Raw genomic sequence first — 19323 nt, 5'->3', positions numbered from 1 at the left:
AACGTCCTCTCGAAATCGTGCGGCCCGGCAAAATCAGGCCGATTACCCGAGGCAAGAATACCTCGAATTCGGAAAATTCCAAGACGAGCGATCGGCTATGCAAACCGATCGCTCAACGGCCGACCGGCCGCACTATTGGGAACAGTATCGTTTCCCGGATTCCCAATCCGGTGAGCGCCATCAACAACCTATCGATTCCCATACCGGTTCCGGTTGTCGGCGGCATCCCGTGTTCCATCGCGGCGAGGAAGTCTTCGTCCAGAACCATTGCTTCGTCATCGCCGGCAGCAGCTAGCCGTGCCTGATCAACGAACCGTTCGCGCTGGATGACCGGATCGACCAACTCCGAATAGCCGGTGGCCAACTCGAAGCCGCGGACATACAGATCCCACTTCTCGGCAACCCCGGCCCGCGACCGATGCTGCCTGGTCAGCGGTGATGTCTCGACCGGAAAATCACGAACGAAAGTCGGCTTGTCCAGCTTGTCTCCGTAGCAGTGCTCCCAGAGTTCCTCGACCAGTTTGCCGTGGCCGTAGCCCTTGCCTTCGGGAATTTCCAGACCTTCCCGTTCGGCGAGCGCCAGCAATTCCGGGACAGTTGTTTCAGGGGTGACCTCGACGCCCAGCGACTCCGATAGCGACGGATACATCTCCACGGTTGTCCACTCGCCACCGAGATCGTATTCCGACCCGTCGGCAAGCGTGACGACCTCGGTTCCCAGAGCTTCTCGAGCGACTTCCTGGATCAATTCCCGGATCATCCGCGCGGAGTCGTCGTAGGTTCCGTACGCTTGATAAGTTTCCAGCATCGCGAACTCGGGCGAATGGGTGGAATCCGCACCCTCGTTACGGAAGTTGCGATTGATCTCGAAGACCCGCTCGAGCCCGCCGACAACACAGCGCTTGAGAAACAACTCAGGAGCAATACGCAGGTAGAGATCCATATCGAGCGCATTCGAATGCGTCCGGAAGGGCCGTGCCGCGGCACCCCCGTGCAGAGTCTGCAGCATCGGTGTCTCGACCTCGAGGAAACCCCGGCGTTCGAGCGCGTTACGCAGCGCCCGCACCACCGCGACCCGGGTACGAGCCATCTCCCGGGCCTCCGGGCGCAGGATCAGGTCCACATAACGCTGGCGGACCCGTGATTCCTCGCTCATCTCCTTGTGGGCGACGGGTAGGGGCCGCAGCGCCTTGGACGCCATCGACCAAGAATCGGCCATAATGCTCAATTCGCCCGTACGCGACGAGATGACTTCGCCGTGGACGAAAACCATATCGCCGAGATCCACATCGGCTTTCCACGCCGCCAGGGCGTCGGCACCGACCCCGTTCAGGCTGATCATCGCCTGCAGCGTGGTGCCGTCACCCTCCTGCAACTTCGCGAAACACAATTTCCCGGTATTGCGCATGAAGATGACGCGCCCGGCCACACCGGCCTGCTGACCGGTTGCGGTATCGGCCTCGAGATCCGGATGGGCGGCGCGGATTTCGGCCAGCGTATGGGTCCGGGGCACCACCACCGGGTAGGCCTCACCGCCCGCAGCGAGCAGCCGTTCCCGCTTCTCCCGCCGGATCCGCATCTGCTCGGGGATGTCGTCGACTTCCACGGAGCGGCTGGATCGCGCCGCGGGAACAGTGCCCGCGGAGCCGCCGGATGACGAGGAGTTCGGGTTGCTCACAGCGAACCACCCTAGCGTGCACGGCAAATCGATTCGTCAGCCGCCCGCCCCTGGACCGCGCCATATGGAATCGGCGTGGGCGCGCGCACCGACAACGAAAATAGACCATTTGGTTGCTTAGGAAATACCGCCGGTGCGGAGACAGCACGGAAATGTATTGCGCTCCGGATCTATTCGCCGCCGGAAACCGAACAATTCAGAGAACCGCGAGCGAACGAACTTCCCTGGTGAAGTGCTCGGCGCCGGTCGCCACCGTGCGCATACCCGCAGCAACCAGCGCTTGGTAGCCGCCGACCAGATCGGTCGCGCGATGCAACCCCAATTGACGCAACGAGGCCGCGGCCAGGCTCGACGTGTAGCCCTGCGAGCACACCACGACCCACTCGACCTCGTGGTCGGTGGCCAGCGCCAGCCGGGCCGAACTGCTCGGATCCAGCCGCCACTCCAGCACATTCCGTTCGATCACCAGCGCACCGGGCAGCGTCCCCTCCTGATTCCGCTGTGCCGCCGGCCGGATATCCACCAGGATGGCGCCCCGCGCGAGCGCGGCGGGCACTTCGATCGGCTGGATCCGCCGCAGCTGCGAGCGCGCGTTGTCGAGCATTTGGTCGATGGTCATCGACGGCATCAGAGATCACCTTCGGGCTGGTCGGTGAGGACGGTGTGGGTACGTCGGAGGTTGCCGTGACCGGTCACCTCGTAATAGGACATGGCGGTCAGCGGGGGTGAGTAGGCGTGCACGCTCAGCGTCGGATCCAGCGGACCGGGGTCGGACCGGCCCGCGACCGCGACCCGGTCCGAAGCACGGACGACATCGTGAACCCAGCCGATCGGGAAAGCCGCCTGATCACCCGCCGCCAGGATCCGATGCCGCAGTTCGGATCCGTTCCAGCGGTATTCCGCGAGCGCGCCGCTGAGCACGGTCAGCGCACCGAGGGAACCGGCGTGATCGTGCAGTTTCGTGGATTTCTCCGGCGTCCAGCTGATCAGCCAGATATCGACCTCGTCATCGGCGGCCAACCGGGCAGCCCAGCGGTCCACCAGCGGCCAGCGGCCGTCGTCGGGAAGCAGATGGTCGTAACGGCCGGCGAGCACATCTTCGCCGGTCTCGTCGGTCAGCCGTAACAGATCCGCGGGCCGCAACCGGGTGGGCAACGCCGGGGCAATCGGGCGATCGGGAATCGGATTCGCCGCCGCGGCGGCGTTATCACGAGCCGAGGCCGGAACCAGCGAAGTAAGAACAGGGGAACGCATGTGCGCATCTCCAACAGGAATGAGAACGAACGAGGAATTCGGGATGCCTCGAACGGTCGAGGCGAATCAGCCTCGACAACACTCCTGGGTACGCATGCGGAACAGCACACGGCGAGCTTAGCAATCCGGATCCGCGGCGGCCACACCCAGCCCAGCGGAATACATCACATATCTGTGCACTTGCCCGCGACCACGTCCCGCGCACTCATCAGCGACTACGCCGCTGGTTCCGTTCGTAGACGAGTTGCAGGCCGGTGAGCGTCAGGTGCGGCAGATGATGTTCGATGGTCTCGGATTCGTCCAGGATCAACGGCGCCGCCGGACCCGTCGCCACCACGGCGATATCGTCGCCGGAGAAACCATCGATATCGTCGCGGACCCGGTCGACGAGCCCGTCCACCAGCCCCGCGAAACCGAACACGGCCCCGGCTTGGATACATTCGACAGTGGTTTTGCCGACCACCGACCTCGGCCTGGTCAGCTCGACCCGTCGCAGCGCGGCCCGCTCGATCAGCGCCTCGGTCGCGATCTCCACCCCCGGCGCGATAACGCCGCCGAGGAACTCCCCCTTCGCCGACACCAGATCTACACAGATCGACACACCGAAATCCACCACGATCGAAGCGGTGCCGTATCCGTGATAGGCCGCGAGGCTGTTGACGATCCGGTCCGCACCGACCTCTTTCGGGTTGTCCACCAGCAGCGGGATACCGGTCCGCACTCCGGGCTCCACCAGCACATGCGGGACGTGCTGCCAGTAGCGATCCAGCATCAGCCGCATTTCCCGCAGCATGGGCGGCATGGTGGACAGGCCGGCGATACCGGTCACCGTGTCGAGATCGGCCCCCAGCAGACCGCGCAGATTCATTGCGAACTCATCGGCGGTGTGCAGAGGGTTGGTGTGAATCCGCCAGTGCCGCACCAGTTCCGCCCCGGGATCGGTGCCGTTCATCAACCCGATGACAGTGCTGGTAGTGCGGACGTCGAGAGTCAGCAGCATACGTTTGCCGTCGGCGCTCAGACCAGCGACAGATTACGCGGGCTGATGAGATCCGAGCCCGCCGGCGCATGCGCCGGATCCGAGCCCAGTTCGACCGCCCGGTTACGCGAATCCACGAACACCACCTTCGGGTCGTAATCGCGCAGCTCGGCCTCGTCCATCATCCCGTACGCGATGAGAATCACCAGATCACCCGGGTTGACCAGATGGGCGGCGGCGCCGTTGATACCGATCACCCCGGAACCGCGCTCACCGGCGATCACATAGGTTTCGAGCCGGGCCCCGTTGTCGATATCGACAATGCAGACCTGTTCACCCTCGAGCAGATCGGCAGCATCCAGCAGATCCTGGTCCACGGTCACCGATCCGACATAATGCAGATCGGCATGGGTCACGGTGGCCCGGTGGATCTTCGACTTCATCATGGTCCGCAACATCACGGTCGCCCTTCTGTGCTTATTTGCGCCGCCTTCGGTGGCGTGGGTCGGGGGGCTGTTGTCCCTGCTCCCGGAGTAAATTTTCCGCGAAGGGGCGGGCTGTAACTCTGGACGCGCTCCGCCACACCAGGCCGGAGACCCGATGAACCCGCAATCGGGGCGGGCCATCCGCGAAGGGGCGGGCTGTAATTTCGGAGCCGCTCCGCGGCTCGAGGGCGTGGCCCTGTTAACCCCTGGTCTTCACTCCTCCGCTCCTCCGCTTCGCTCTCCCGCGCCGTCGCTCCAGACCAGGGGCGGGCCCCGCCCAGGGAAGCCGGCCGTCCGATAGAGCGAAGGCCGGGCAGGAACTCGAGGCCGATGTCGGCTGCAACCGCGGGTGACCGGCTCGGGTAGGTGGCCGAGGGGGCCGTGGAGTGGTTCAGGTCGGCGCCTTCGCGAAGCGCCGTGGGCCGGGGCAGGCCGGCGGTGGGCGCTTCGGCTGCACGTGTACTCATCGGTCAACACCTGTGGAAGTGGCAGATCGTTCCGCCGGGCGGGACGAGATGTCCGCGTCCGGGTGGCCGTCCAACTGCACACCGAGCTGGACGGCGGCATTGTCGATCAAGCGGGTACTGCCGACGCGGGCCGCGATCAGGAGGCGGGCGTTGCCTGCTTCCGGTGCGGGGCCCAGATCCGCGGCACGGAGTTCCAGGTAGTCCAGTTCGATACCGGGGGCTGCGGCCAGGACCGAACGGGCCGCGTCGAGCACGGCCTGTCCGCCTGCGGCGCCGGAACGGGCGCCGGCCAGTAGAGCGGCCGACAAGGTTGTCGCGAGTTCGCGCTGGGCCGAGTCGAGATAGCGGTTACGCGAGGACAGCGCCAGGCCATCGGATTCGCGGACCGTCGGGACGGCGACGATTTTCACGTCGAAGTTCAGATCGCGGACCATCTGCCGGATCAGCGCCAGCTGCTGATAGTCCTTCTCGCCGAAGAAGGCCTCGTTGGGGCTCGCTATCTGCAGTAGTTTCGCCACCACGGTGAGCATCCCGGCGAAATGGGTCGGCCGGGAACCGCCCTCCAGTTCGGCGCCCAGCGGGCCCGGCTGCACCGTGGTCCGCGGACCGTCGGGATACATATCCGCCGCGCTCGGGGCGAATACCAGGTCCACGCCCTCCGCGCGGAGCAAATCGACATCCGCCTCGAGGGTGCGCGGATAGCTGTCGAGATCCTCGTTCGCCCCGAACTGCAGCGGGTTGACGAAAATCGAGACGATCACGACCTGGTTGGTGCGCTTGGCGCGGCGGACCAGCTCCAGATGACCTTCGTGCAGGGCACCCATAGTGGGGACGAGTCCGACGGTGCGGCCGGAGCGGCGCAGGGCGCGGACAACCTTGCCGAGAACGGCCGGGTCGTGCTGCACGGTCAGCTCGCCGGCGCGGTAGGCATCGCGCAGGGTCTGATCCGTCATGCTGCCTCCTTCGATTCCGATGCATGCCCTCCGCGGCGCAGGTGTCGCCTCATCGGTGTTCCTCCAGCAGTGCACGAAGTTCGTCGGGCGCCTGCGCCCGTTCGGCGGTGCGGCGCGACATTGCCCGATAACCGGCGGCAATCTGTGGGTCGGCAACGGCCAAGGCCTCGAGATGCGCGGCAACCGCGGCAGTATCGCCCCGGGCGACCGGGCCGGTGAGCGCGGCCTGGCCGCGGCGCAGGGCATTGTCGAGCGCCGCCGAGACCAGTGGCGCGAGCAGCCGTTCGGGCAGGCCGTTCGGTTGATCGTCGATGGTCTGCTGGCCGAGCAGTCCCGGCCCGGCGAGCGCTTTGCGCAGCGCCTGCACGGCGTCGAGTACCAGGGTGACCAGGTGATTGCTGCCGTGGGCGAGCGCGGCATGATAGAGGGTTCGGTGCTCCTCGGCCACCCGGACCGGTTCCCCGCCCATTTCGATCACCAGCGACTGCGCGATGGCGTAGCCGATCTCGTCCGCCGCGGTGATCCCGAAACACGCATTGGACAGGCGGGACAGATCCTCGTCGTGGCCGGTGAAGGTCATCGCCGGATGAATGGCCAGTGGTCGCGCACCGGCCTCCGCCAGCGGCGCCAGGATCGCGATACCGTTCGCGCCCGACGTATGCGCCACGATCGTGCCGGGCCGCACCGTCCGCGCGCTCGCCAGCCCGCGCACCAACCCGGCCAGTTCGGCGTCCGGAACCGCCAGGATGAGCAGTTCGCAGCGCGCGGCTACCTCCTCGACCGGGAGGATCCGGGATTCGGGCAACCGGGTACGTGCCCGCTGTACCGAGGCATCGGAGATGGCAGCGACGCCGAACACCACATGTCCGGCGCGTTCGAGCGCGGCGCCGAGAGCGGATCCCACGCGTCCCGCCGAAACGATTCCTACCGTCAGGCGTGCAGGCGCCGGATCACCACTCGCGGGATTGCCAGGAGTCACGCGTGGCGAGGTCAACAGTGTCCTCTCGAAAAGTCGTTCCAGTCCCGCGCTGCGGGTACCGGACGTTACGCATCGAGGATATGACTCACGACCGCCGATGCGCCACGGGGACACCGGGTGATATGCCGCACTCAGGAGCTGCGCTGCTCTTCTTCCCGGCGCAGGTTCGCCATGATCTCGGCCACCGACAGCCGCCGCGAACCCGCCGGGTCGGATTGGGTGCGGCGGCGCCGGGAATTGACCGCGCCGCGCGGGGACAACTTGCCCGGGGCGCGGCTGTTGTCCCTGGCCTTCACCGAAACCGGTGTCTTGGACGGTTCGGCCTCGACGGCGGCCGGGCGGCGCGGTGCGGGCGGACCGTGAACCGGCTCGGGCGGCCGCGGCGGCCCCTGGACGAATTCGGCGGGGTGCGGCGGACCGTGCCGCTCGGCGCCACCCGGCACATCCGCGGCATCGTCGACCTCGGTGAAGGCATCGGCCCAGCTCGGACCCGCGAGCCCCGCTCCCGGCCGAGCCTGACCCGGTTCGTCGTCGAGGCGCACGATCGCCGTTTCGGCGGTGATGGGATCGTCGTCGGGGCCGGCGAACCGCGGGCGGCCGGGGTGATCGCTTTCGTAGACGGGGGTGCCGGAACTGCGGTCCCCGGTATCGGCGCCCGATTCCGCCACATCGTCTTCGGGATCGACCCAGCCGTCCGCAGCATGCGACCAGCTCGCCGCGGCGTTGGCCCAGGCGTCGACCGCGTGCCGCTCACCGTCCTCGGCCGGCGGCCAGGCCGCCGCGAAACCGGCCCGGTCCTGCGCGCTGGGCAGCTCCTGAACACGGAAGGACGCGGCCCGCAACGCGGGACGCTCGGGCGCGAGCTCACCGTCGAAGAGCCGTTCGAGTTGCCGGCGCAGCACGGCGAGCTCGGCCCGCAACGCGGCCATCTCGGTCGCGTCGGCGCCGACCTCCGAACGCACCCGGGCCTCGATTCCGAGCTCGTGTTCACGGCGCGCACTGATCTCGCGCTCCAGTTCCCGTTCATAGGCGCCACGCAGATCCCGGACCTTGGCCTGGTACCGGCTCACCGCCCACGCCCCCAGTACCGCCGCCCACAATGCCGCCACCAGCCCCACGCGGATGAGCTGCACGCTCTCGCTGAGCACCAGCAGGACACTGGCCACCACCCCGAGCAGCACCAGGCCGCCGAGGAACACTTTGCCCACATCTTCCCGGCTGCGCGCGGAAGAACTACTGCGGGACGGTGACACCATGCCCGCAAGAGTAATCGGGAAAGTCGGACGCGCCCAGGTCAGAATGGGCGTGATCCGTCACGAAGAGGTCTAGGATGGCGCGGGTTCGTCGGTCGGGTCGTCCGGAGCCCGGCAGCAGTGTTCGAGCCACAACGCCGCGACGGCCAGCGCAATACCCGCGCCGCAGCCGATGAGAACGCCCGGATAGTCCGCGTCGGCGGCCCGCAGCTCCCCCCGCTGCGGGAAGATCCACAGCAGGAATCCCAGCCAGACCCCGGCCACCAGCGAACCCACCTGCGCGGACGCCTTCGCCAGCGCCAACGCCCGGGCCACTGTGATCGGATGCAGCTGACGCCGGTCGGCACCGATCTGTCTATTGGTCACCCGGGCGCGGATATAGAACCCGAGCGCCGCCTCGAGCGCGGCCACCGGGTACAGAGAGGCCCCCGCGATCGTGGAGATCGGCGGGAAACTCCCGTAGGCGAGCCGGGTGGCCACCCAGGCGATAACGGCCGCGATCGCGATATTGGCCAGCAACTCCCGGATACGGGTGGGTTTCAGCCTCATATCGCCGTCGCCCCCACCGTTACCGGGGGTGTTCTCATCGCTGCCCCCGAAGGTCATGGTGCGGCTCCCGCGGCGGGTATCAGGCTGAGGTCGGTGCGGCGAACCCCCGCTACCTCGCTCGCGTCCAGCTTCGACAACAGATCTCGCACCGGATATCCGATACCCGCGACGTCCAGCACGGCCCCGGGTTCCACGTCCAGCCACGGGATCATGACGAAGGCGCGTTCGTGGGCGCGTGGATGCGGCAGGGTGAGGTTCGGGTCGGTACTGCTACAGGATCGGAACTCCCCGGCGACGGCTTCGGCGCAGGTGACGATATCCACGTCCAGAGTGCGAGCGCCCCAGCGCACCGTGCGCTCGCGGCCGGCGGCCTGTTCGAGCCGCTGACCGTGCACCAGCCAGGCGCGGCAGTCGTACGCCGGATCGTCGACGACCAGTACGGCGTTGAGGAAATCGTCCTGGTCCACACCGCCCCATGGGGCGGTGCTGTATACCGGTGAAACCGCACGTACGCGCGCACCGAATCCGGCGATTACACCGCGCAACAGCGCGAGCCGATCCCCCATATTCGAGCCGATGGACAAGACCGCGCGCGTCATTCGGGCCCCGGTTCCCGGCGACCCGCGGTGACCACCCGGACGTCGGCGAAACTGTGCGGGATGGGCGCGCTCGGTTTGTGCAGCACGACCTCGACATCGGCGACACCGGGAACAGCGCGCACCCGCCCGGCGATTTCGGTGGCCACGGTCTCGATGAGATTGCGCGGTGGGCCCTGCACGATCGTCACGGCGAGTTCTGCGAGCGCGCCGTAGTCCACGGTGCGGTCGAGATCGTCGGTGGCCGCCGCCGCGGAGATATCGGTCCAGACGGTGAGATCGACGACGAATTCCTGGCCGTCCCGGCGTTCGTGCTCGAAAACTCCGTGGTAGCCGAAGACCCGCAGGCCACGCAGTTCGATCCGGTCTCCCGCCCCGGCGCTCACCACGTGTCTCCCATCGCACGGCGCCAGGCGTCGGTTACCGCTAGTGCGTCCTGCGACCCGCGTACATCGTGCACCCGCACCCCCCATGCGCCGTGCCATGCCGCCAGCGCCGAAATCGTGGCCGTGGCGGTTTCCCGCCCGGCGGGCGGGCGTGGATCGTCGTTCTCGGCCAGCAGCGCACCCAGGAAACGTTTCCGCGAGGCCCCGATCAGTATCGGGAAGCCATCTGCGACGAAAGTGTCCAACGCGGCCAGCAGTGCCCAGTTGTGTTCGGCATTCTTGGCGAACCCCAGCCCGGGGTCGAGAATGATCCGGGCCGGATCCACCCCCGCGGCAACCGCGTGCCGCACCTGAACCCCGAGTTCCGCCCGCACTTCGGCCACGACATCGTCGTAGTGGTCTGCGGGGCCGGTGTGCCGGTAGTCGGCCGCCGCCCGCCAGTGCATGAGAATCCACGGAATATCGGCCGCGGCAACCGCCTCGGCCATCGCCGGGTCGGCACGTCCGCCCGAGACATCGTTGATCACCGATACTCCCGCCGCGATGGCCGCTTCCGCGACCGCAGCGCGCATGGTGTCGACGCTGGTGGGGACGCCGGCCGCAACCAGTCCGGCGATCACCGGCACCACTCGTTCGACCTCGGTTTCCGCCTTGACCCGCACCGCGCCCGGCCGGGTCGATTCCCCGCCCACATCGATGATGTCGGCGCCGGACTCATAGAGCCGGACCCCGTGTTCGATGGCCCGGTCCGGATCCAGATAGCGCCCGCCGTCGGAGAACGAATCGCTGGTGACGTTCACGATGCCCATCACCACACACGACCGGCCCGGCCGCGGTTGCACACCCGGCCGGGGCATCACCCCGGTCAGGGTGGGACCGGCGTCGGAACGCTGATCGTTCACTTGCGCAGAATCAAGTCGAGGGCCTCGGAGCGCGAGGCCGAATTGGTCTGCAACAACCCGCGGACCGCGGAGGTCGTGGTGCTGGCGCCGGGCTTACGGATACCGCGCATGGCCATGCAGAGATGTTCGGCCTCGATCACCACGATCGCGCCGCGCGGATCCAGTTTGCGCATCACCGCGTCCGCGATCTGACTGGTCAGCCGTTCCTGCACCTGGGGGCGTTTGGCGTACAGGTCGACCAGCCGGGCCAGTTTCGACAATCCGGTCACCCTGCCGTGCGGACCCGGGATGTAGCCGACGTGCGCGACACCGTGGAAAGACACCAAATGGTGCTCGCAGGTCGAGTACATCGGGATATCGCGAACCAGCACGAGTTCCTGATGCTCCTCGTCGAAGGTGGTGTTCAGCACCGCGTCGGGTTCCACGTACAGCCCGGCGAACATTTCCCGGTAGGCCCGCGCGACCCGCGCGGGCGTATCCAGCAGCCCGGGCCGGTCGGGGTTCTCCCCCACCGCGAGCAGCAACTCCCGTACCGCGGCCTCGGCGCGCTGCTGGTCGAACGGCTTTCCGGTGTGCCGGGCGATCAGCTCCGGCGCCGGGCCGCCGGTCTCGCCCAGTTCGGCGGGGATACCGGTCGTATGGCCGTTGGTCTGCTGATTGGCCGACATTCGAGGACACCTCCACAATCCGGGCGCGGCAGTAATGACCGGGCGCCGTCGGGTCCGAGCGTAATCGGCGCCTGACTACTGCCGACCGTTCGGGCTGTCCCAGGAGTGCGGGCCGCCACGACCGGGCTCCTCGCCGGCACCGTAACCGGGATCGCCCTGGCCACGGTCGTACGGCGGGGCGGCGCCTTCGCCGCGGTATCCGCCCGAGTTCGGGTCCGGCTGCGTATGGCGCGGCTGCTCGGGAGGAGGGCCGCCGTAACCGCGTTCGGCGGGCGGTGCCTGCTGTTCCCGCGGTGGCCAGCCCGGAGCCGACCAACCCGCGGGAGCACCGTAATCCGGACGCGACCCCTGCGTGGCCCCACGCGGATACGCGGGAGCGGGCTGCTGCGGAGCGGGGTAGCCGGCCGGCGGCTGCCCGTATCCGGGCTGCGCGACGGGTGCGCCCGGGTATCCGGCGGGCTGCGGGACGCTGCCGGCGGCCGAGGGGTCGCCGGGGGTGATACCGGCGGGCACCTTGGGCTCCGGCGGCCAGGGCTCACCGCGTTCGGCCGCGAGTTCGCCGGGTGTCTTCACCGGCGGTTTGTCCGACGGCACCCGATCACCGAAATCGTTGAACGCGGTGATACGCGGCCGCTTCTGTACCGCACTCAGGATGACTTCCAGATCCTTGCGGTGCAGGGTTTCGCGTTCCAGCAGCGCGGTGGCCAGCTCGTCGAGCACATCGCGGTATTCGCTGAGGATCGACCAGGCCTCGGTATGCGCGGCCTCGATGAGGTTACGGACCTCCACGTCGATCGCGCCCGCGACCTCGTGCGAATAGTCCGAGGCGGTTCCCATGGACCGGCCGAGGAACGGGTCGCCCTGCTCTTGGCCGTAGCGGACGGCGCCCAGGCGGGCACTCATCCCGTATTCGGTGACCATTGCCCGCGAGATCTTGGTGGCCTGGTCGATATCGGAGGACGCGCCCGTGGTGGGCTCGTGGAACACCAGTTCCTCGGCCGCCCGACCACCCATGGCCATGACCAGCCGGGCGATCATCTCGGAGCGGGTCATCAAGCCCTTGTCGTCCTCGGGCACGGTCATCGCGTGACCACCGGTGCGGCCACGGGCCAGGATCGTCACCTTGTAGACGGGTTCGATATCGGGCATCGCCCATGCCGCCAGGGCGTGACCGCCCTCGTGGTAGGCGGTGATCTTCTTCTCGTGTTCGCTGATGATCCGGCTCTTGCGGCGTGGCCCGCCGATCACCCGGTCCACCGATTCCTCGAGCGCGTCGCCGGTGATCGTGGCGCCGTTCTCCCGGGCGGTGAGCAGCGCGGCCTCGTTGATGACATTCGCGAGATCGGCACCGGACATACCGACGGTGCGTTTGGCCAAGCCGTCGAGATCGGCTTCCGGCGCGATCGGTTTACCCTGCGAATGCACCCGCAGAATCGACCGGCGACCGGCGAGATCGGGGTTGCTGACCGGAATCTGCCGGTCGAACCGGCCCGGGCGCAGCAGCGCGGGATCGAGGATATCGGGGCGGTTGGTGGCCGCGATCAGGATGACGCCGGTGCGGTCGCCGAAACCGTCCATCTCGACCAGCAGCTGGTTGAGCGTCTGTTCACGTTCGTCGTGCCCGCCGCCGAGGCCGGCGCCGCGCTGGCGGCCGACCGCGTCGATCTCGTCGACGAAAATAATGCACGGGCTGTTCTGTTTGGCCTGTTCGAACAGGTCGCGCACGCGGGACGCGCCGACACCGACGAACATCTCCACGAAATCCGAACCGGAGATGGTGAAGAAGGGCACCCCGGCCTCGCCCGCGACGGCCCGCGCGAGCAGGGTCTTACCGGTACCGGGGGGACCGTAGAGCAGCACGCCCTTCGGGATCTTCGCGCCCAGCGCCTGGTAGCGCACGGGGTTCTGCAGGAAGTCCTTGATCTCGTAGAGCTCCTCGACCGCTTCGTCGGCGCCGGCGACATCGGCGAAGGTGGTCTTGGGCATATCCTTCGACAGCTGTTTGGCCTTGGACTTACCGAAGCCCATCATGCCGCCGCGGCCGCCGCCCTGCATCCGCGACATCACGAAGATGAACAGGCCGAGCAGGATGACCATCGGCAGGACGAACAGCAGAATCTGGGTGAGCCAGCTCTCCTGTTTGACGACCGTGTTGTACGGCGCGCCGGATTCCTGGACGGCCTGGAAGATCTGTGACGAGGTGTCACTACCGCCGGGATATTTGGCGATGATCTGGTTCTGGCCCTCGGTGGCGTCGTTGCCGGTCCTCAGCTCGATCCGCAGCTGCTGCTCGCGATCATCGATCTGGACGTTGGCAACGTTGTCCTTGTCCTTCAGCTGCTCGAGCGCCACCGACGTATCGACGCTCTGCCAGCCGCGGGTGTCGTTGCCGAAGTAACTGAACAGATAGATCACGAGCAGAATACCCGCGATTATCGCCAGGGTGCGAAACACTGTCTTGCGGTTCATAGAGCGTCGGCCGGGCGGCCAGTCCTTTCAGGCGTCTCCGCGTTTTGCCTAGCGATGCGTCGGTCTCGAGCGGCGCAACCCGCTTCCGCGGCCGCCCGGTGGGCGGATTCGGATGCGGACATGCCACGTTACCGCGTACGGTCTACTCGATACATCGCGCTTCCTGACTTATCGCAAGCGAGGAGTTCGGCTGGTGATGCAGTTCAACAGGTAAACGGCCGGAAAACCACGGTGGTTCCCGGCGTCGTGGTCTGTGATATCTCGTAGTGATCACAATCATGGCACGCCCGACCGATGATGATCGACGTACGACCCGAGCGCAGGGGGTATGGACATAGTCGAGTTACGGACACCCACAGCAATAGTTCGGCACGGAGAGGGACGCCTGGTAGTCCTTCGCCCCGAAGCCGACGGCGATACCGAGTCCGACGGCGAGCGCGTGCTCGACGTGGCAGTCACCGATCTGCTGGAGGTGCGGCTCAGCCGGCGCGCCGACGATGCGGTCGTCATCGAGATCTACCTGCGTTATCCCACTCCGGTCCTGGTCGGAGTGCCCGCCGACCGGACACCGCTTCCGGTGCTGATCGCCGAGCACGACGTCCCCGCCGCCGCCGGTATCGTCTCGCGGATCAACGACCAGATCCTGGCCGCGCAACGGATCGATATCTCCGCACCGGCACTGAACCCGCCGGCCCCCGAGGTCACCGAACGGGGCACCGTCCGCGCGGACGTCGACCGGGCCGTGGGCCGGATGTCGGTCACCGGCCGCGGCGAAGCGGCCCTGCACGATCTGCACGGCCTCGTCGACGATGACGAGTACGTGCTGGAGACCGCGTATGTCATCGCCCATCCACCGATCGGGGACGATGACACCTGCCTGCTCACCGTCACCACGAAACGCCTACTCCTGGCGTCGCTGAGCACGGACGAACCCTATGCCCACGATCTACCGATCCCGATGATCATGATGGCGCGGGCCACCGAGGAACCCGGTTCTATGGCAGGCGGGCTGCGCGATGCCGACCGCCGCCCCATCATCGAGGTGCGCGACGGCAACACCACGATGTGCTTCACGGGGCTGGATCGCGCCGATACCGAGCGGATGACCTACGCCATCAACTTCGCAGTGCGGCTGGTCGCCCTGGACGGTTCGGCAGGCCCGGCCGATCCGAGCGTCGCGCAGTTGTACTCCGAATGGGAACTACTGGTCGAACGGCATTCGCTGGGAATGGTCGACGACACCCAGTTCCAGCGCTACGGCCGCGGCATCCTGCGCTCCCTGCCGGGTATCTGACGGTCTCGGTGTAAAGGCGTGCGGACCGAGAGGCCCTGATGTCCTCTACACCGGGCCGCGCCAGGGCCCGGGGCCATGCTGTCGATCTGGTCCCGACATGGTCCTCGATCTTCGGCCCCGAGATGGCCGGGAATGTACTACTGCCCGGCGAGAACGCGCGCCTGGCACCGACCACCTTCGAGGAATGGCTGGCCGACCAGGACTGAAGCGTCCCGGACCGGGCCTATCGGACTACACCAGATCTATACGACGCCAGGGACTGGTCGGGCGTAGCCATAGTCGTAACAATTCGAGCCGTCGGTCCACCCCGCCGTCCTTGAGTTCGGCCAGGTCCTCACAGGCCTGCCAGTAGGTCCAGCCGGTGAGGTAGGCGTCACCGAACTGGCGCCAGTTGCGGTACTTGCGCTGAGCCAGTGGTAGCGCGCGGGCCAGATAGTCCCACGCGACGTCCGCTTCGATATAGCCGGCGGTGTAGGCCATCCGGGCCACCGCGACCACGCGCGCGAGATCCCAGGCGTGGATATCGGCGGGCAGGGGGCGGGACAAGTGATCGGTGAAACCGATTTTGATCGCTTGCGACCAGATGTCGTAGTCACGGACCAGGGCTTCGGAATTGTCGATACCGCGGAACGAGGCGACCTGCCGGAGGAAGGCGCGATGCCGGTCGGCGCGCTCACCGAACCGGTCCCGTTCGCTGGCGTTCAGCGATGCGGTCACCAGCGGGTGGACCAGGGCGTAGAGCGGGGCGTGCATCCCTTCGAGGAGTTGTTCCATCGAGGCGCGGGCCTCGGTACCGTCGGTGATACCCCAGGCTCCGGTGAGTGTGTCGATGGCGAGTTCGCGCCGGTCGCCGAGCGGATGGTCGCGTTCGGGGCCGAGCAGCAATTCGTCGTGGAAGGCATCCCAGCGCGCCGAGTAGAAGGCGCCCAGCGACAATGCCCGCAAGCGGCCATCGTCGATCTGCGCGCCGGACCAATGGTCTTCCTCGCGCTTGTCGAGCTCCGGATAGGGGAAGGGGGTCGGCGTGGGCAATCCGGCAGCAGCCATACCGTGAGTGTAGGACCCCCGTCCGGCACTGGTCGGCTCAATGTGTTTTCACATTTTCGGCTTGTCCTGTCACGGCACTGGTTCCGGCGCTAATGTGCATTCATGTGTAGAAATATCACCGTCTTGCGAGGTCTGGAACCCGCCGCCACCGAGGAGGAGATCTACGCCGCCGCACTGCAGTATGTGCGCAAGGTCGGTGGCCTGTCCGGCCTGAGTTCGGCCACCAAACCCGCGGTGGACAAGGCAGTGGCCGCGGTCGCCGAGGCGACCACCGCCCTGTTGACCGAGTTGCCCGACCGGCGAGTTCCGCCCACCTCCGAACCGCCGCTGCGCCGGTTGGCTCGGGAAAACCTGTAAACACTCGCTACCGGGACGCCGCGACCGGGCGCGGTGGCCCCAGATAGGCTGCCCTGTATCCATGAGATGCTGAGGCAGTTACCGATGAATTGTGTCACGATCGGTGCTGTGCGCTGATCCACTGTGATCGGCCGCCGGCAGTTCCAGCACGATGCAGTGGGAGAACAGCAGTGACCGATACCGAATCGGAACGACCCGATACCGAGCCCGTGACGGGCCGGCCCCCGGACGCGGATATCCGGGTCCTCAACCCCGCGACCGGCGAAATCGTCGGCAGCGTTGCCGACACACCGGCCGAGCAGGTCGCGGCGCGCATCGCCGAACTACGCGAGCACCAGCGCGAATGGGCAGCCATCGGCGCGAACGGGCGCAAGGAATGGCTGCTGAAGCTGCAGGACTGGATTATCGACAACACCGAGTCCCTCGCCGATGTCCTCCAGTCCGAAACCGGTAAACCCCGAGTGGACTCCCTTATCGATCCGATCTTCGGCAGCGATCTGATCGGCTACTACGCGCGCCGCGCACCCAAATTCCTGGCCGACGAGCATCCCGCCCCGCACAGCCCGCTGTCCCGGGTAAAACGCTTGACCACGGTATTCGAACCGTATCCGGTGGTCGGCGTGATCACGCCGTGGAACTTCCCGCTGGCCATGCCGATCCTCGATGTGATCCCGGCGCTGGCCGCCGGGGCGGCCGTGATCTTGAAGCCGTCCGAGGTCACCCCGCTGTCGGCCCTCGAACTGGCCCGCGGCTGGTCCGAGATCGGCGCACCGCCGGTGTTCTCCGTCGTCACCGGAGCCGGGGCGACCGGCGCGGCCGTGGTGGACAACGCCGATTACATCCAGTTCACCGGCTCCACCGCCACCGGCCGCCGAATCGCCGCTGCCTGCGCCGCCCGCATGATTCCCTACAGCCTGGAGCTGGGCGGTAAGGATCCGGCGATCGTGCTCGCCGACGCCGATCTCGATCGCGCCGCGCACGGTATCGCGTTCGGCGGCATGTTCAACTCCGGCCAGGTCTGCATCTCGGTGGAGCGGGTCTATGTCGAGGCCCCGGTCTACGACGAATTCGTCGCCAAACTGACCGCGAACGTCAAATCCCTGCGGCAGGGTCGCGACGATCGCACTCCTCGCTACGATGTCGGCGCCATGGCGAACGAGAGCCAGGTCGCGATCGTGTCCCGGCATGTCGAGGAAGCGGTGGCCGCGGGCGCGAAAGTACTGACCGGCGGCAAACGGACCGGCGAGGGCACGTTCTTCGAACCGACGGTCCTCGTCGACGTCGACCACAGCATGTCCTGTATCAGCGAGGAAACCTTCGGACCGACACTGCCGGTGATGAAGGTCGCCGACGAGGCCGAGGCAGTCCGCCTGGCCAACGACTCGGTGTACGGCCTGTCCGCCTCGGTGTGGACCGGCGACAAGGCCCGAGGCGAACGGGTCGCGCGGGCGTTGAACGCCGGGGCGGTGAACATCAACGATATTTTCGCCAACCTGTTCAATTTCGCGTTGCCGATGGGCGGCTGGGGAGATTCCGGCGTCGGCGCCCGCTGGGGCGGCGCCCAGGGCGTGCGCAAGTACTGCAAGGCCAAGGCGATCACGACGCCGCTGCTGCCGACCCAGGAACGCGAGCTGACCTGGATGCCCTACGACCTGAACAAGATCCTGATCGGACTGGGCGCCATGCGCGCGGCCGGTGCGCGTGGTATGCGCCGGATCGACCTGCCCGCCCTACTCCGGCTCAAGGGAGACAAACGATGACCGGCACCGATTCCATCCGCAGCAAGGTTGTCGTGATCACGGGCGGCGCACGCGGGATAGGCCTGGCCACCGCAGTGGCGCTGGCGAAACTGGGCGCGAAGATCGCGATCGGCGATATCGACGAGAAAACGGTCAAGGAATCGGGCACCGATTACGATTTCGACCACTACGGCCGGCTCGATGTGACCGATCAGCAGTCGTTCACCACTTTCCTCGACGATGTCGAGCGCGAACTCGGGCCGATCGACGTACTGATCAACAACGCGGGCATCATGCCGACCGGGCGGCTGGTCGACGAGTCCGACCAGATCACCCGCCGGATCCTGGACATCAATATCTACGGCGTGATCCTCGGGTCGAAGATCGCGCTGACCCGGATGCTCGAGCGCAGGCACGGGCACATCATCAATATCGCCTCGCTGGCCGGTGAAACCCATATTCCGGGCCTGGCCACCTACAACGCCTCCAAGCATGCGGTACTGGGTTTCACCGATACCTTGCGCGAGGAGTACCGCGGGACCGGTGTCGAATTCTCCTCGGTACTGCCGACGCTGACCCGGACCGAACTCGGGTCGGGGGTCGCTGCCCCCAAGGGCCTGCCGGCCGCGGAACCGGAGGATATCGCCGCCGCGGTGGTCCGGCTCATCGCCAAGCCGAAGGCCAAGACCCGGGTGACGCGGGCCGCGGGCGCCATGTCGGTCTTCGTGAACCTGCTACCGCAGTCGGTGGGCGATGCGCTGGGCCGCTCGATGGGGTCGGCACAGACCTTCCTCGACGATGTGGACAGCGAACAGCGCAAGGCCTACGAGGAACGCATCCGCAACGACTGAACTTCGATCTGCCGATACGCGCCGCGGTCCGCTACCGGTGGGCCGCGGCGCTGTCGTCCGCACCATCGAACACCCATCGAAACACTATTGTGATCAATATCACTTGACGTGCACAGTCGGATAGAGCCGCGCGAAATCCGTTGCCGCGGCCGCGGCATCGACAGTCCCGTGGCTTCATCACCCGAGGTCGGCACCGCATATTCCACGAAGAGCTCTACCACCGCAAACGTCCGGCGGTTTACGTCACAACGCCCGCGATCGCCACACAGACCGCCCGGCACGAAACCGATGATGCACATCACGCTGACACCGAATAAGCTGTCACTAACAAACCTGCCGACTGTTTCTGGGCCGCTATGCGGACCTTACGAACACATTAGGGCTGGAAATTCAGCAACGATTCTGATAGCAAGGTGC

20 protein-coding genes are annotated in these 19323 nt (G+C 66.8%); 5 read left to right on the top strand and 15 right to left on the bottom strand.

Annotated features, from left to right (window positions below; genetic code table 11):
• Nucleotides 1-112 precede the first annotated feature (112 nt).
• From lysS to ftsH, 14 genes are all read right to left on the bottom strand, one after another.
• Nucleotides 113-1579 (bottom strand): lysine--tRNA ligase, encoded by a 1467-nt coding sequence (gene lysS, locus NFL01S_RS05570; protein ID WP_062972475.1) that lies wholly within the window; start codon nucleotides 1577-1579, stop codon nucleotides 113-115.
• A gap of 295 nt (nucleotides 1580-1874) precedes the next feature.
• Nucleotides 1875-2297: a rhodanese-like domain-containing protein gene (locus tag NFL01S_RS05565; protein ID WP_062972473.1), complete on the bottom strand. Its 423-nt coding sequence runs from the start codon at nucleotides 2295-2297 to the stop codon at nucleotides 1875-1877.
• A gap of 8 nt (nucleotides 2298-2305) precedes the next feature.
• On the bottom strand, nucleotides 2306-2932 hold the full coding sequence (locus NFL01S_RS05560) for a cysteine dioxygenase (RefSeq protein ID WP_084492425.1): 627 nt from the start codon (nucleotides 2930-2932) through the stop codon (nucleotides 2306-2308).
• A gap of 208 nt (nucleotides 2933-3140) precedes the next feature.
• Nucleotides 3141-3932 (bottom strand): type III pantothenate kinase, encoded by a 792-nt coding sequence (locus tag NFL01S_RS05555; protein ID WP_062972059.1) that lies wholly within the window; start codon nucleotides 3930-3932, stop codon nucleotides 3141-3143.
• Nucleotides 3933-3949: 17 nt separating this feature from the next.
• Nucleotides 3950-4369 carry an aspartate 1-decarboxylase gene (gene panD / locus NFL01S_RS05550; protein ID WP_062972057.1) on the bottom strand — a complete coding sequence of 140 codons (420 nt, stop codon included), beginning with the start codon at nucleotides 4367-4369 and terminating at the stop codon, nucleotides 3950-3952.
• 490 nt (nucleotides 4370-4859) lie between these two features.
• Nucleotides 4860-5816, bottom strand: coding sequence for a pantoate--beta-alanine ligase (panC, locus tag NFL01S_RS05545; RefSeq protein WP_062972055.1), 957 nt, complete (start codon nucleotides 5814-5816; stop codon nucleotides 4860-4862).
• 49 nt (nucleotides 5817-5865) lie between these two features.
• Nucleotides 5866-6810, bottom strand: coding sequence for a Rossmann-like and DUF2520 domain-containing protein (locus tag NFL01S_RS05540; RefSeq protein WP_062972053.1), 945 nt, complete (start codon nucleotides 6808-6810; stop codon nucleotides 5866-5868).
• Between the two features lie 116 nt (nucleotides 6811-6926).
• Nucleotides 6927-8051 carry a DUF6779 domain-containing protein gene (locus NFL01S_RS05535; protein WP_084492424.1) on the bottom strand — a complete coding sequence of 375 codons (1125 nt, stop codon included), beginning with the start codon at nucleotides 8049-8051 and terminating at the stop codon, nucleotides 6927-6929.
• A gap of 69 nt (nucleotides 8052-8120) precedes the next feature.
• On the bottom strand, nucleotides 8121-8597 hold the full coding sequence (locus NFL01S_RS05530; RefSeq protein WP_062972464.1) for a DUF3180 domain-containing protein: 477 nt from the start codon (nucleotides 8595-8597) through the stop codon (nucleotides 8121-8123).
• Nucleotides 8598-8650: 53 nt separating this feature from the next.
• Nucleotides 8651-9196 (bottom strand): 2-amino-4-hydroxy-6-hydroxymethyldihydropteridine diphosphokinase, encoded by a 546-nt coding sequence (gene folK, locus NFL01S_RS05525; protein ID WP_062972048.1) that lies wholly within the window; start codon nucleotides 9194-9196, stop codon nucleotides 8651-8653.
• The gene (gene folB / locus NFL01S_RS05520; protein ID WP_245670530.1) at nucleotides 9193-9579 is read right to left on the bottom strand and encodes a dihydroneopterin aldolase; all 387 of its coding nucleotides are present in this window, start codon (nucleotides 9577-9579) and stop codon (nucleotides 9193-9195) included. Before folB ends, folK begins: the two co-directional genes overlap by 4 nt.
• Nucleotides 9576-10436 carry a dihydropteroate synthase gene (gene folP, locus NFL01S_RS05515; RefSeq protein WP_062972463.1) on the bottom strand — a complete coding sequence of 287 codons (861 nt, stop codon included), beginning with the start codon at nucleotides 10434-10436 and terminating at the stop codon, nucleotides 9576-9578. Before folP ends, folB begins: the two co-directional genes overlap by 4 nt.
• A gap of 41 nt (nucleotides 10437-10477) precedes the next feature.
• Nucleotides 10478-11149, bottom strand: coding sequence for a GTP cyclohydrolase I FolE (gene folE / locus NFL01S_RS05510; protein WP_062972044.1), 672 nt, complete (start codon nucleotides 11147-11149; stop codon nucleotides 10478-10480).
• A 75-nt stretch (nucleotides 11150-11224) separates the two neighbouring features.
• On the bottom strand, nucleotides 11225-13618 hold the full coding sequence (gene ftsH, locus NFL01S_RS05505) for an ATP-dependent zinc metalloprotease FtsH (RefSeq protein WP_062972041.1): 2394 nt from the start codon (nucleotides 13616-13618) through the stop codon (nucleotides 11225-11227).
• A gap of 439 nt (nucleotides 13619-14057) precedes the next feature.
• On the opposite strand from ftsH, the gene NFL01S_RS05500 reads away from it, so the two are divergent.
• The gene (locus tag NFL01S_RS05500; protein WP_245670529.1) at nucleotides 14058-14912 is read left to right on the top strand and encodes a hypothetical protein; all 855 of its coding nucleotides are present in this window, start codon (nucleotides 14058-14060) and stop codon (nucleotides 14910-14912) included.
• Nucleotides 14913-14950: 38 nt separating this feature from the next.
• A complete protein-coding gene (locus tag NFL01S_RS34160) occupies nucleotides 14951-15118 on the top strand; it encodes a hypothetical protein (protein WP_245670528.1) in 168 nt (55 codons plus the stop codon).
• A 25-nt stretch (nucleotides 15119-15143) separates the two neighbouring features.
• Here the strand turns inward: NFL01S_RS34160 and NFL01S_RS05495 are convergent, their stop codons facing one another.
• Complete coding sequence (locus NFL01S_RS05495; protein ID WP_062972037.1) at nucleotides 15144-15959, bottom strand: DUF1266 domain-containing protein; 816 nt, start codon at nucleotides 15957-15959, stop codon at nucleotides 15144-15146.
• A gap of 102 nt (nucleotides 15960-16061) precedes the next feature.
• Here NFL01S_RS05495 and NFL01S_RS05490 point away from each other — a divergent pair, with 102 nt between their 5' ends.
• The 3 genes from NFL01S_RS05490 to NFL01S_RS05480 all read left to right on the top strand — a co-directional run bounded on the left by NFL01S_RS05490 (nucleotide 16062) and on the right by NFL01S_RS05480 (nucleotide 18906).
• The gene (locus tag NFL01S_RS05490) at nucleotides 16062-16316 is read left to right on the top strand and encodes a DUF2277 domain-containing protein (protein WP_033243960.1); all 255 of its coding nucleotides are present in this window, start codon (nucleotides 16062-16064) and stop codon (nucleotides 16314-16316) included.
• A gap of 209 nt (nucleotides 16317-16525) precedes the next feature.
• The gene (locus NFL01S_RS05485) at nucleotides 16526-18076 is read left to right on the top strand and encodes an aldehyde dehydrogenase family protein (protein ID WP_062972461.1); all 1551 of its coding nucleotides are present in this window, start codon (nucleotides 16526-16528) and stop codon (nucleotides 18074-18076) included.
• Complete coding sequence (locus NFL01S_RS05480; RefSeq protein ID WP_062972033.1) at nucleotides 18073-18906, top strand: SDR family oxidoreductase; 834 nt, start codon at nucleotides 18073-18075, stop codon at nucleotides 18904-18906. Before NFL01S_RS05485 ends, NFL01S_RS05480 begins: the two co-directional genes overlap by 4 nt.
• Nucleotides 18907-19323: the final 417 nt, after the last annotated feature.

Source organism: Nocardia flavorosea NBRC 108225, assembly GCF_001613385.1.
GTDB lineage: Bacteria > Actinomycetota > Actinomycetes > Mycobacteriales > Mycobacteriaceae > Nocardia > Nocardia flavorosea.
This window is presented reverse-complemented; position numbering and strand designations above follow the sequence as displayed.

What these genes read in the sequence shown, in the direction of transcription:
- NFL01S_RS05555 (WP_062972059.1), bottom strand. Translation starts at nt 3,932, where the DNA reads ATGCTGCTGACTCTCGACGTCCGCACTACCAGCACTGTCATCGGGTTG.
- NFL01S_RS05565 (WP_062972473.1), bottom strand. Translation starts at nt 2,297, where the DNA reads ATGACCATCGACCAAATGCTCGACAACGCGCGCTCGCAGCTGCGGCGG.
- folP (WP_062972463.1), bottom strand. Translation starts at nt 10,436, where the DNA reads ATGCCCCGGCCGGGTGTGCAACCGCGGCCGGGCCGGTCGTGTGTGGTG.
- NFL01S_RS05535 (WP_084492424.1), bottom strand. Translation starts at nt 8,051, where the DNA reads ATGGTGTCACCGTCCCGCAGTAGTTCTTCCGCGCGCAGCCGGGAAGAT.
- NFL01S_RS34160 (WP_245670528.1), top strand. Translation starts at nt 14,951, where the DNA reads ATGTCCTCTACACCGGGCCGCGCCAGGGCCCGGGGCCATGCTGTCGAT.
- folE (WP_062972044.1), bottom strand. Translation starts at nt 11,149, where the DNA reads ATGTCGGCCAATCAGCAGACCAACGGCCATACGACCGGTATCCCCGCC.
- NFL01S_RS05495 (WP_062972037.1), bottom strand. Translation starts at nt 15,959, where the DNA reads ATGGCTGCTGCCGGATTGCCCACGCCGACCCCCTTCCCCTATCCGGAG.
- ftsH (WP_062972041.1), bottom strand. Translation starts at nt 13,618, where the DNA reads ATGAACCGCAAGACAGTGTTTCGCACCCTGGCGATAATCGCGGGTATT.
- folK (WP_062972048.1), bottom strand. Translation starts at nt 9,196, where the DNA reads ATGACGCGCGCGGTCTTGTCCATCGGCTCGAATATGGGGGATCGGCTC.
- NFL01S_RS05480 (WP_062972033.1), top strand. Translation starts at nt 18,073, where the DNA reads ATGACCGGCACCGATTCCATCCGCAGCAAGGTTGTCGTGATCACGGGC.
- panD (WP_062972057.1), bottom strand. Translation starts at nt 4,369, where the DNA reads ATGTTGCGGACCATGATGAAGTCGAAGATCCACCGGGCCACCGTGACC.
- lysS (WP_062972475.1), bottom strand. Translation starts at nt 1,579, where the DNA reads ATGCGGATCCGGCGGGAGAAGCGGGAACGGCTGCTCGCTGCGGGCGGT.
- panC (WP_062972055.1), bottom strand. Translation starts at nt 5,816, where the DNA reads ATGACGGATCAGACCCTGCGCGATGCCTACCGCGCCGGCGAGCTGACC.
- NFL01S_RS05560 (WP_084492425.1), bottom strand. Translation starts at nt 2,932, where the DNA reads ATGCGTTCCCCTGTTCTTACTTCGCTGGTTCCGGCCTCGGCTCGTGAT.
- NFL01S_RS05490 (WP_033243960.1), top strand. Translation starts at nt 16,062, where the DNA reads ATGTGTAGAAATATCACCGTCTTGCGAGGTCTGGAACCCGCCGCCACC.
- NFL01S_RS05530 (WP_062972464.1), bottom strand. Translation starts at nt 8,597, where the DNA reads ATGAGGCTGAAACCCACCCGTATCCGGGAGTTGCTGGCCAATATCGCG.